The 11,991-nt window shown below is 28.4% G+C and carries 10 protein-coding genes, 4 tRNA genes, 1 rRNA gene and 1 other annotated feature; all 15 genes read left to right on the top strand.

The genetic code is table 11. The features are described 5' to 3' along the window. Nucleotides 1-76, top strand: a 5S ribosomal RNA gene (rrf, locus tag H9660_RS16705); the annotation flags it as partial. 8 nt (nucleotides 77-84) lie between these two features. Further along, nucleotides 85-160: transfer RNA gene (locus tag H9660_RS14740), tRNA-Ala, on the top strand. Between the two features lie 134 nt (nucleotides 161-294). Next, nucleotides 295-813 (top strand): HDIG domain-containing metalloprotein, encoded by a 519-nt coding sequence (locus H9660_RS14735; RefSeq protein WP_341479605.1) that lies wholly within the window; start codon nucleotides 295-297, stop codon nucleotides 811-813. A 16-nt stretch (nucleotides 814-829) separates the two neighbouring features. Next, entirely contained in the window at nucleotides 830-1,336 is a 507-nt protein-coding gene (locus H9660_RS14730) for a transcription repressor NadR (RefSeq protein ID WP_191751139.1), read from the top strand. Between the two features lie 17 nt (nucleotides 1,337-1,353). Next, nucleotides 1,354-2,766, top strand: a complete 1,413-nt coding sequence (locus H9660_RS14725; protein ID WP_191751138.1) for an FAD-dependent oxidoreductase — start codon at nucleotides 1,354-1,356, stop codon at nucleotides 2,764-2,766. Continuing rightward, entirely contained in the window at nucleotides 2,759-3,010 is a 252-nt protein-coding gene (locus tag H9660_RS14720; protein WP_191751137.1) for a DUF1667 domain-containing protein, read from the top strand. The genes H9660_RS14725 and H9660_RS14720 overlap by 8 nt, the downstream gene beginning before the upstream one ends. A gap of 50 nt (nucleotides 3,011-3,060) precedes the next feature. Beyond that, nucleotides 3,061-3,261 (top strand) — a binding site (T-box leader). A 50-nt stretch (nucleotides 3,262-3,311) separates the two neighbouring features. Continuing rightward, nucleotides 3,312-4,589, top strand: coding sequence for a serine--tRNA ligase (serS, locus tag H9660_RS14715; RefSeq protein WP_191751136.1), 1,278 nt, complete (start codon nucleotides 3,312-3,314; stop codon nucleotides 4,587-4,589). Nucleotides 4,590-4,849: 260 nt separating this feature from the next. Then, nucleotides 4,850-4,940: transfer RNA gene (locus H9660_RS14710), tRNA-Ser, on the top strand. 266 nt (nucleotides 4,941-5,206) lie between these two features. Beyond that, a tRNA-Ser gene (locus H9660_RS14705) sits at nucleotides 5,207-5,297 on the top strand. Between the two features lie 22 nt (nucleotides 5,298-5,319). Further along, a tRNA-Ser gene (locus H9660_RS14700) sits at nucleotides 5,320-5,410 on the top strand. Between the two features lie 133 nt (nucleotides 5,411-5,543). Next, the gene (locus tag H9660_RS14695; RefSeq protein WP_191751135.1) at nucleotides 5,544-6,554 is read left to right on the top strand and encodes a substrate-binding domain-containing protein; all 1,011 of its coding nucleotides are present in this window, start codon (nucleotides 5,544-5,546) and stop codon (nucleotides 6,552-6,554) included. A gap of 168 nt (nucleotides 6,555-6,722) precedes the next feature. After that, nucleotides 6,723-7,667, top strand: coding sequence for an ROK family protein (locus H9660_RS14690; protein ID WP_191751134.1), 945 nt, complete (start codon nucleotides 6,723-6,725; stop codon nucleotides 7,665-7,667). A gap of 87 nt (nucleotides 7,668-7,754) precedes the next feature. Beyond that, nucleotides 7,755-9,419, top strand: coding sequence for a glycoside hydrolase family 13 protein (locus H9660_RS14685; RefSeq protein ID WP_191751133.1), 1,665 nt, complete (start codon nucleotides 7,755-7,757; stop codon nucleotides 9,417-9,419). Between the two features lie 16 nt (nucleotides 9,420-9,435). Beyond that, nucleotides 9,436-11,100, top strand: coding sequence for a PTS transporter subunit IIBC (locus H9660_RS14680; protein ID WP_191751132.1), 1,665 nt, complete (start codon nucleotides 9,436-9,438; stop codon nucleotides 11,098-11,100). Between the two features lies 1 nt (nucleotide 11,101). After that, complete coding sequence (locus tag H9660_RS14675; RefSeq protein ID WP_191751131.1) at nucleotides 11,102-11,881, top strand: endonuclease/exonuclease/phosphatase family protein; 780 nt, start codon at nucleotides 11,102-11,104, stop codon at nucleotides 11,879-11,881. The last annotated feature ends 110 nt before the right edge of the window (nucleotides 11,882-11,991 follow it).

Below are 11,991 nucleotides of genomic sequence, written 5' to 3'. Positions count from 1 at the left end.
GAACAGGAAAGTTAAGCTCTACAGCGCCGATGGTACTGCATGGGAGACTGTGTGGGAGAGTAGGACGTCGCCAGGTTTTTTTATGGGGGTATAGCTCAGTTGGGAGAGCACTTGCCTTGCACGCAAGGGGTCAAGGGTTCGAATCCCTTTACCTCCACCAAAGCTACGATATAAATCGTAGCTTTTTTTTGTTTTATAAATATTTATAGATGACTTTTATTAAAAACATACAATTGATAATAAATATTTATAATGTTATTATTTTTATAGGTAATAATTAAAATATATTGTAGGGTGATTTTATTGGCTTTATATAGAGTAAAACAGTTTATTTGGGGATTTACATCATTGTTTAAAAAAATAGATGATACATATTTAACTAAATTTTTAGATGAAGAAGAAATTAAAATTTTTAATAAGTTAAAACATAATGATAAACATCATTGTATTAGGGTTTGTAAGGATTCTATAAAAATGCGAAATAGTTTAAATATTAATGTTGACATGTATAGGCTGGGAAGAGCAGCACTTTTACATGATGTAGGAAAAAGTGTGAAACACCTATCTCTAATTGAGAAGTCAATATTAGTTATATTAGATAAAATTACAAATGGAAAAATAAAAAAGTATACGAATATAAAACAAATAAATGTTTACTATAATCATCCAAAGATAGGTTCAGAAATATTGAAGAATAATGGATTTAATAATGATAAAGAATTATTAGATATTGTTCAGTATCATCATAGTAGTATAGCTAAATTTGATAATGAAATGTTAAAGATAATTAAGACTTGTGATGATATAAATTAGAATTTTGAGGTGGGTTATGAGTTCTAAAAAAAGAAGAGAAGATATTATAAAAATGTTGATTGAAGGAAATAAGCCTATAAAAGGGACGGAATTAGCTTTATTATTTGGAGTTACAAGACAAATAATAGTAAAGGACATTGCTATATTAAGAGCTGAGGGAAAAAATATAATAGCAACTCCAGATGGATATATATACAATAAGGAGATAAATAAAGTAAAATCTATAATTGCTGTTAATCATAATAGTAATCAAACTATTGAAGAGTTAGAGGTAGTAGTTAAATATGGTGGAATAATAGAAGATGTTATTATTGATCATCCTCTATATGGAGAAATAAGATCAAATTTAATGATAAAAAATTTAAATGATTTAAATAAATTTGAAAACGAATTTAAAAATAAAAATGTAAAACCTTTATCTAATTTAACAGATGGAATTCATCTTCATACTATAGCAGCTGATAATGAAGAGGATATTGAATTAATAAAAAAAGAATTAGATGAAAAAGGTTTTTTATTATAGTTAAGGAGGGGTAAACTATGGATTATGATATTCTTATATTAGGTGGTGGAATTATAGGATGCTCAGTAGCCTATGAGTTATCAAAATATAATTTAAATATTGCACTAATAGAAAGAGACTATGATATTGCAGATGATATTTCTTTTGTTAATACCTCAATAGTATACGATGGATCAGAAACATCGGATGATGTAATGGCAGGTCTTGAATATATAGGAAATTATATTATTGAAGAAACATGCAAAAAATTTAAAGTTCCATTTAAAAAAATAGGTGCGTTAAGAGTAGTTAATGACGATAATGGAGTAATTAAATTAAAAGAAATGTATGATAGAGCTATAAAAAGAGGGATAAAGGGAGTATATTTAATAGATAATAAAGATGTTTATGATATTGAACCTAATATAAATAAAAATATAAAAAAGGGATTATATTCAGAAAATATAGGGATATTAGCTCCATATGACTTAGCAATAGCATATGCTGAGGTAGCAGCAGATAATGGAGTTATTTTTAAATTAGAAGAAGAGGTTTTAAATATTCAGAATCTAACTAGAGGATTTAGAGTAACAACTAATAAAAATAAATTTAGTTGTAAAGTAGTGATTAATACAATTCCTCATGAAATTTATATTAAAGAAAATGGGAAAGTAGAAGAAAAAGAAATAGAAAATAAAAAAGAATACTTTAAAAATATGAGTTATTTATTAGTAGATGATAATTATAAAAACAAATTAAATAAAATAGTAATAGAAACTTTTGATAAAGATACTTTTGTATTAAGTACTCCCACTACTACAACAGGTTCTTTAATAGGGATAAAAAGTACAGAAAGAACTAGCTTAAGAGATAATTTACTATATGCTAATAATTTATTACAAGATCTACAGAAGAATAATATTAATAACCTTTTTAGAGAAACATATAATAAAGATTCTATGTTAATAGATGATAGTGAAATAGATAAGGGATATATAAGAATAACAGGAACACATTATGGAAAAATAACTATAGCACCAGCTATTGCACAAATGATCTGTGATACTATTGTAAATAACTTAAACTGTTCCTTAAAAAAGAATTTTATAGATAAGAGAAGAGAAGTATATAAGTTTAGAGAATTAGGTAAAAAGGAAGCAAATGAAATAATAGCATTAGATAAAAGATATGGAAAAATAATATGTGTATGTAATAATATATCAGAGGGAGAAATTGTAGATTCTATAAGAAGACCTTTAGGAGCTAGAACTGTAGAGGGTGTTAAAAGAAGAACTGGATCAGGATTTGGAACTTGCCATGGTTCATATTGTTATGAAAAAATAGTAAATATCCTTGCAAGGGAACTAGATAAAGATATTACGGAAATAGTAGATGATTCTAAAAACTCGAAAATAATTTCAAGTAGGATAAAGGAGTTTGAGGATGTATAGTTTAAATGAGAATAATAATAAAGATATATTTACTTCTATAGTTAGAGTAAAGGGAAGCGAAAAATACAAGGTAGTTCCTGTAAAATCTAGTAGAACTGTAGATAGAAGTCTTTGGATAGAATTATCTAAGGTTTTAGGAAGAATTTATGTAAGTATTCCTATTAAAGTTGGAGAAATAGTATGTAAAAATATTTTAAATACAGGAATTGATATTATATGTACAAGAGATTTAATAGATGATTAAGTAATGTATTGACATAAATATTTTTTTATAATATATTAAGAATAAATATAATAAAACTGATGAAGAGGCTAGTAATAGTATTATTAACTTTAAGAGAGTCGATGGTTGGTGTAAATCGATAGTAATGTATTATGAATCCACCTCTGAGGGACTACGATGAGTAGTACGGTATAAACCGTTAAATTTTTTGAGTGAATAACAATTTATTTGTTATTAATTAGGGTGGCAACGCGGAATCTTTCGTCCCTTTTAGGGAAGAGAGGTTCTTTTTTGTTTTCAAAATAAGAGAGGAGATATAATAATGTTAGATTTAAAATTCGTAAGAGAAAACCCAGAGATAGTTAAGCAAAATATAAAAAATAAGTTTCAAGACAATAAACTTCCATTAGTAGATGAGGTAATAGAATTAGATAAAAAACTTAGAGAAGCTAAGCAACAAGCAGAAGCATTAAGAGCTGATAGAAATAAATTCTCAAAACAAATAGGTGCTTTAATGGCTCAAGGAAAAAGAGAAGAAGCAGAAGAAATGAAGAAAAAAGTAACTGCAAACTCAGCAAGCTTAGCTGAATTAGAAGTTAAAGAAAGCGAATATGCTGAAAGAGTAAAGTCAATAATGATGACTTTACCAAATATAATTGATCCAAGTGTTCCAATTGGAAAAGATGATAGTGAAAATGTAGAAGTTGAGCGTTTTGGTGAACCAAAAGTTCCAGATTTTGAAATTCCATATCATACAGAAATAATGGAAAAATTAAGTGGATTAGACTTAGATAGTGCTAGAAAAGTAGCAGGTAGTGGATTCTATTACTTAATGGGAAATGTTGCAAGATTACATTCAGCAATAATTTCATATGCTAGAGATTTTATGATAGAGCGTGGATTTACTTACTGCATTCCTCCATACATGATACGTAGTGAAGTTGTAACAGGTGTTATGAGCTTTGCTGAGATGGATGCAATGATGTATAAAATTGAAGGTGAAGATTTATATTTAATTGGAACAAGTGAACATTCTATGATAGGTAAGTATATAGATACTATATTACCAGAAGAATCATTACCACATACTTTAACAAGTTATTCTCCTTGTTTTAGAAAAGAAAAAGGAGCTCATGGAATAGAAGAAAGAGGAGTATATAGAATTCATCAATTCGAAAAACAAGAAATGATAGTTGTATGTAAGCCAGAAGAAAGTATGGAATGGTATGAAAAATTATGGGTAAACACTGTAGATTTATTCCGTTCTTTAGATATACCAGTTAGAACTTTAGAATGTTGTTCTGGAGACTTAGCAGATCTTAAAGTTAAATCTGTAGATGTTGAAGCTTGGTCACCAAGACAAAAGAAATATTTTGAGGTGGGAAGTTGTTCAAATTTAGGAGATGCACAAGCTCGTCGTTTAAAGATTCGTGTAAACTCTAAGGATGGAAAGTATTTTGCACATACATTAAACAATACGGTTGTGGCTCCACCAAGAATGTTAATAGCATTCTTAGAAAATAATTTAAATGAAGATGGTTCAGTAAATATTCCAACTGCTCTTCAACCATATATGGGAAATATGAAAGTAATTAAATAATTTTAAATTTAGAGACTAAAGCTAATGAAATAGATTTAGTCTCTTTTTCAAGAAAAAATATACAAATAAAGATTAGTTAGATATTCTTATATTTAAATCTATTTATGGTAAAATATAAAGTAATTACCGTTTAATTCAAGTGGAAAAAGAGTGTTAATTCAGCAATATATCTATATTAGAACTTTTAAAAATTTTTTTATATAAAATGTTGACATAATATTTTTCTATTGTTATAATCATATTTGTCGAAAGGCTAATATGGAGAGATGGTCGAGCTGGCTTAAGGCACCGGTCTTGAAAACCGGCGTACCTTTACGGGTACCGTGGGTTCAAATCCCACTCTCTCCGCCAAAAGCATCTAACTTTGTTAGATGCTTTTTAATTTTTATTAAGTGATAAAATTAATTAGCTAATATTTTTTTGGTAAATATAATAATATTAATAAATTTAAAACTTTTTTATTTATTATTATATTTGTATCAAAGTAATATATGGTTGAATATAAGTATATAATATAAGATATATAGTTTTATAAAAAATATAAAAAAATTTAAAAATAATAATTGACAATGTATATAGTGGTTGCTATAATAATACTTGTCGCAAGACTTAAAGATGGAGAGATGGTCGAGCTGGCTTAAGGCACCGGTCTTGAAAACCGGCGTACCTTTACGGGTACCGTGGGTTCAAATCCCACTCTCTCCGCCATATAACCTTTAAGAAGGCACATGGAGAAATACTCAAGTGGCTGAAGAGGCGCCCCTGCTAAGGGCGTAGGTCGGGCAACTGGCGCCCGGGTTCAAATCCCGGTTTCTCCGCCAAAAGCATCTAACAAAAGTTAGGTGCTTTTTTTATATAATTACTTAAAAAATACTTTTTAAATATAAGTAGTTAATTACATAAATTAAAATAAGAAAAGAAGATATATCGTATATTAATTTAGGGGGAATAAAAGTGAAGGTTACAATAAAAGATGTAGCTAGAGAAGCTAATGTAGCAACATCAACTGTATCAAGAGTTTTATCTAATAGTGATAAAATAAGCGAAGAAACAAAAATAAGAGTAAACGCTGCTATAAAAAAATTAAACTATACTCCAAATATTGTAGCTAGAGGATTAGCAAATAAAAAAACAAGAATTTTAGCAGTAATACTTCCAAATGAAGCAGAGGATATCTTTTCAAATCCTTTCTTTATCCAAGCTATGAAGGGGATAAGTATCTGCGCTGAGCAAGAGGATTATTATATAATGTATGGCTTTAATCAAGACAAAGATAATGAAAAAGAATGGTTAAGAAAATTTATAAATAGCAATTTAGTGGATGGGTTATGTTTATTAAAAGTTAAAGAAAATGATGAGATAATAAATTATTTGAAGGAAATAAATTTTCCTTTTGTAGTAATAGGTAGACCAGATAATATAGAAAATGTATTATGGGTAGATAACGATAATGTTAAAGCTATGTATGACTTAGTAAATAAATTAATTAGTTATGGACATAGAGAAATAGGGTTTATAGGAGCAAAGCCTAACTTGAATGTTTCAAGGGATAGATTAAAGGGATATAAAAAAGCTTTGATAGATAATAATCTAAATATAAAAAAGGAATTAATATATGAAGGAAATGAATTTAATAAGGAAGTTGGAGAAATAGGAGTAGATAAAATATTAGAAGAAGCTAATCCTACAGCAATAGTTGCAACAGATGACTTATTAGGATTTGGAATAATAGAAGTGTTAAATAATAGAGAATTAAAGAGAATATCAGTAGTAGGTTTTAATAATATTCAAATATCTGAGTATCAAAATCCAGCCTTAGCATCAGTAGATATAAATGCAGAGAAGTTAGGATATTATGCTACAAAGTTAATAATAAACAAATTAGAGTGCAAAGATTTAAATATAAGCTCACATATAATAGAAACTAATCTAATAGAAAGAGAATCGTTGAAGGTAAATAAGTAAAATATATTTAGTGCAAGCGGTTTCATAAAATATCGAATTACTTAATAAATTAGAGATAAATTAATATAATTAGCTCAAATGGCATTTAATCGTTTTGTAAACAATTTCTGAAAATGTTATACTTACCTTAGTAATAATAGAAATTAGTAAATAGGTAAGGGAGATAGCATGGATAAGAAATATGTAATTGGTGTTGATTTAGGTGGAACTAAAATATGTACAGCCTTAGTTAAGCTTGATGGATCTGTAGTAAAGGAATATACAATTCCAACAGAAGCATATAAGGGAGAAGAGGTAGTACTAAATAAAATATTAAGTACAATAGATAAAGTAATAGAAGAAATAGATATTAATGAAGTACAATCTATAGGTATAGGTTCTCCAGGACCATTAGATATAGAAAAAGGATTAATAGTTTATACTCCAAACTTACCATTTAAAAACTTTAATATAGTAAAACCTATAGTTGATAGATATAAAATAGATACCTATTTAGACAATGATGCAAATGTAGCTACTTTAGGTGAATTCCTATTTGGTGCAGGGAAGGGTAGTAAAAATATGGTGTTCATAACAGTTAGTACAGGAATAGGTGGAGGAGCTATAATAAATGGAAGATTATTCAGAGGAAGCACTTCAAATGCCTTAGAAATAGGACATGCTACTGTTATGAAAGGCGGCCCAAGATGTGGATGTGGAAATACTGGATGTTCAGAGGCTGTTGCATCAGGAACTGCAATTACTAAGAGAGCTAAAGAAGCAGTAGAAAGTAAAGTAGAAACTTCATTAAAGAATTATGAAGAAGTTACAACTAAGGAAGTTTTCTTAGAAGCAGAAAGAGGAGATAGAGTAGCAAAAGATATACTTAATGAGGCTTTATCTTACTTAGGTATTACTGTTACAAATATGGCGAATATATTTGATCCAGATAAAATTATTATAGGTGGTGGAGTAAGCCAAGCTGGTCAAATAGTTTTTGATAAAATAGAAGAAGAAATGTCAAGAAGATGCTTAAGAACTATATATGATAATTGTAAGGTAGAAAAAGCATTATTAGGAGGAAAAGCTGGGGTTTTAGGAGCAGCAGCTTTAGCAATATTAGAGAATAAATAAGAATATGTGTGTGCAGATATGTACACACATATTAAAAAAACTTTAAGCAAGCGATTGCACAATAAATGCTAAAGAGGAGTAAAGAAGATGAAAAAAGTTTGGTGGAAAGAAGCAGTAGCATATCAAATATATCCAAGAAGTTTTATGGATTATAATAATGATGGAATAGGTGATTTAAAAGGAATAATATCCAAGTTAGACTACATAAAAGATTTAGGGATAGATGTTATTTGGATTTGTCCAATGTATAAGTCACCAAATGATGATAATGGTTATGATATAAGTGATTATCAAGATATAATGAGTGATTTTGGTAATATGGATGATTTTAATGAGCTTTTAAATGAGGTTCATAAAAGAGGGATGAAGCTAATTATAGATTTAGTTATAAATCATACTAGTGATGAACATGAATGGTTTATAGAATCAAAATCATCAAAAGATAATCCAAAAAGAGATTGGTATATTTGGAGAAAAGGAAAAGGTGAATCGGAGCCAAATAATTGGGAAAGTATTTTTAAAGGTTCTGCTTGGGAATATGATAAAAATACAGATGAATATTTCTTACATTTATTTTCTAAAAAGCAACCAGATTTAAATTGGGAAAATGAAGAGGTAAGAAAAGAATTATATAAAATGATAAACTGGTGGCTTGATAAGGGTATAGACGGATTTAGAGTAGATGCAATAAGCCATGTAAAGAAGGAAAACGGTTTAAGTAATATGCCTAATCCTAATAATGATAAGTATGTAAGTTGCTTTGAAAAACATATGAATGTAGAAGGAATACATGAGTTTTTAGAAGAACTAAATGAGAATACTTTTTCTAAATATGATATTATGACTGTTGCAGAAGCAAATGGAGTAAATGCAGATGATGCAGAGGAATGGGTTGGAGAAGAAAAAGGAAAATTCAATATGGTATTCCAATTTGAGCATTTAGATTTATGGAATAATGAAGATGATCAAGCATTTAATGTAAAAGAGTGTAAGGATATCTTAAGTAGATGGCAGTATGGGCTTCATAATAAGGGCTGGAATGCTTTATTTATTGAAAATCATGATATACCAAGAGCTGTATCAACTTGGGGAGATGATAAAAATTATTGGAAAGAAAGTTCAACTTCATTAGGACTGATGTACTTTATGCAACAAGGAACTCCATTTATATATCAAGGTCAAGAAATTGGTATGACAAACGTGAAATATGAAAATATCGATGACTACAATGATATAAAAAGTGTAGGTATATATAATGATATGATTGGAAGAGGAGTCGATAAGGATAAAGCATTAAGACATTTATGGGCAATATCAAGGGATAATGCTAGAACACCAATGCAGTGGAATAATTCAGAGAATGCAGGATTTTCTAAATCAAATCCATGGATTAAAATAAATCCTAATTATATAGATATAAATGTTGAAAATCAATTAAGAGATGAAGAGTCTATACTTAATTTTTATAAAAAGATGATAAAAATAAGAAAAGAAAATGAAGCTCTAATATATGGAGAATATAAATTAATATTAGAAGATGATGAAAATATATATTCATATATAAGGGAGTTTGAAAATGAAAAGTTCATAATTATAACTAATCTTACAGATAAATATGTAGAATTCAATTATGATAGTGAAGTACTAAAATATAAGAATTTATTAATCTCAAACTATAAGGTTGAGCCTCATATTGATATTACTAATATAAAATTGAAACCATACGAAGCTAGATTATATAAATTAAAATAAGAAAGGAAGAAAAGAAATGAGTAATACATCAAAAAAAGGGAAATTAATATCATTTGATTTTTGGCAAAAGTTTGGTAAGGCGTTACTAGTGGTTGTTGCTGTTATGCCAGCTGCAGGTGTTATGATATCTATCGGTAAATTAATAGGAATGTCATCTGATATAGCAGCTATAGATACAATCGCAAGAGTTATGGAGGATATAGGTTGGGCTATTATAGGAAATTTACATGTATTATTTGCAGTAGCAATAGGTGGATCATGGGCTAAAGAAAGAGCTGGTGGTGCATTTGCTGGGTTACTATCATTTGTTTTAATTAATAGGATAACAGGAGCTATATTTGGAGTTAGCTCTGATATGTTAACAAATTCAATAGCAACAGTTAAATCATTATTTGGGGCTGAGTTAGTAGTAGAAAATTATTTTACTAGCATATTAGGTGCTCCAGCTCTTAATATGGGAGTTTTCGTAGGTATAATTGCAGGTTTCTTAGGAGCAGCTTTATACAATAAATATTATAACTTTAATAAATTACCAAAAGCTTTAGACTTCTTTAATGGAAAAAGATTTGTTCCATTTGTAGTTATTTTAGGATCAACAGTTACAGCTGTAGTTTTATCAATAGTATGGCCATTCATACAAGGTTTATTAAATAGCTTTGGAATTTGGCTTGCTGAATCAAAAGATACGGCACCTATATTAGCACCTTTTGTATACGGTTCACTAGAACGTTTACTATTACCTTTTGGATTACATCATATGTTAACAGTACCAGTAAATTATACAGAATTAGGTGGAGTTTACACTACATTAACAGGATCAGCAGCAGGAACAGTAGTAGCAGGTCAAGATCCATTATGGTTGGCATGGATAGGTGACTTAATTAACTTAAAAGATGCAGGAAATATGGCAGAGTATAATAATTTATTAAGTAGTGTTGTTCCAGCAAGATTTAAAGCAGGACAAGTTATATTATCAACAGCATCACTTTTAGGTATAGCATTTGCAATGTATAAGAATGTTGAGTCAGATAAGAAGAGCAAATATAAGTCAGTATTTTTCTCAGCTGCTATTGCAGTATTCTTAACTGGTGTAACAGAACCAATAGAATTTATGTTTATGTTTGTATCACCAATATTATATGTAGTATATGCAATAATAACAGGATTAGGATTTGCCTTAGCTGATGTTATACAATTAAGAGTTCATTCATTTGGATTAATTGAATTATTAACAAGAACTCCAATGATGATTCATGCAGGCTTACTAAGAGACTTAATTAACTTTGTAATTTCATGTTTAGTGTTCTTTGGATTAAACTATGGTATATTTAGTATATTAATAAAGAAATTCAATATACCAACCCCAGGTCGTAATGGAAACTATATAGAATCAGAAACAGAAGATACAAAAGTAGGAAGTAAAAGTGATATAACAAAAAATGATTTACAAGCAGTAAAAATAATATCATTATTAGGTGAAAAAGAGAATATAGAAGATATTGATGCTTGTATGACAAGATTAAGAGTTACAGTTAAAGATATAAGCTTAGTTGCAAATGAAACTGAATGGAAGAAAAATGGAGCTCTAGGACTTATATTAAGAGATAAGGGAGTTCAAGCTATATATGGTCCAAAGGCAGATGTTTTAAAATCAAATATACAAGATATATTAGGAGTTTAGTATGAAACTATTAACACTTAATTGTCATTCATGGATAGAAGAAAATCAGATAAGTAAAATTAAATATTTAGCAAAAATAATAAAAGAAAAGCAGTTTGATGTTGTAGCACTTCAAGAAGTTAGTCAAAAGATAGAAAGTAAATTCATAAGTGAAAATATAAAAGAAGATAACTTTGTGCATTTATTAAATGAAGAGTTAAAAAAATTAGGTGATAATAGCTATAAATATATATGGGATTTTTCACATATAGGATATGATATATATGAAGAGGGATTAGCTATTTTAACAAAACATAATATAGTAAATTATGATAGTTTCTATATTACTAAAAGTGATAATAAAGATTTTTATAAAAGTAGGAAAATTATAAAAGCTGATATAACTATAGATAATGAAAAAATAAGCTTTTTTACTTGCCACTTAGGTTGGTGGAAAGATGAAGATGAATCTTTTGAAAATCAAGTAGATAATCTTATAGAAAAGATAAATAATAAAAGTTTTATAATGGGTGATTTTAATAATGATGCTTTTATAAGAAATGAGGGTTATGATTACTTATTAGACAAAGGTTTAATTGATACTTATACTAAAGCAATTGAAAAGGATTCTGGAATAACAGTAGAAGGTGAAATTGCAGGTTGGGAAGGCAAAAAAGAAAATAAACGTCTTGATATAATATTTACAACAGATGACATTGAAGTTTTAAAATCTAATGTAATATTTAATGGGGAAAATAAGAAAATAATATCAGACCATTATGGAGTAGAGGTAGAAATTTAATTTTAAGGAGCCAAATTTAATAAAGTTTGGCTCTTTTTATTGTATAGAAAACCACTAGTACTGCTAGTGGTTAAAAAGGCTTAAGCTCTGAACAAAAAAACTCCTATGAT

The sequence above is a fragment of the Clostridium gallinarum genome, assembly GCF_014836325.1.
In the GTDB taxonomy this organism is placed as follows: domain Bacteria; phylum Bacillota; class Clostridia; order Clostridiales; family Clostridiaceae; genus Clostridium; species Clostridium gallinarum.
The sequence above is the reverse complement of the archived record's forward strand: the minus strand, read 5'-3'. Positions and strand labels throughout refer to the sequence as shown.

Bases quoted from the DNA above. Each gene is read 5' to 3' on its own strand.
- H9660_RS14730 (WP_191751139.1), top strand. From the start codon at position 830: ATGAGTTCTAAAAAAAGAAGAGAAGATATTATAAAAATGTTGATTGAA.
- H9660_RS14725 (WP_191751138.1), top strand. From the start codon at position 1,354: ATGGATTATGATATTCTTATATTAGGTGGTGGAATTATAGGATGCTCA.
- H9660_RS14720 (WP_191751137.1), top strand. From the start codon at position 2,759: ATGTATAGTTTAAATGAGAATAATAATAAAGATATATTTACTTCTATA.
- serS (WP_191751136.1), top strand. From the start codon at position 3,312: ATGTTAGATTTAAAATTCGTAAGAGAAAACCCAGAGATAGTTAAGCAA.
- H9660_RS14690 (WP_191751134.1), top strand. From the start codon at position 6,723: ATGGATAAGAAATATGTAATTGGTGTTGATTTAGGTGGAACTAAAATA.
- H9660_RS14685 (WP_191751133.1), top strand. From the start codon at position 7,755: ATGAAAAAAGTTTGGTGGAAAGAAGCAGTAGCATATCAAATATATCCA.
- H9660_RS14680 (WP_191751132.1), top strand. From the start codon at position 9,436: ATGAGTAATACATCAAAAAAAGGGAAATTAATATCATTTGATTTTTGG.
- H9660_RS14675 (WP_191751131.1), top strand. From the start codon at position 11,102: ATGAAACTATTAACACTTAATTGTCATTCATGGATAGAAGAAAATCAG.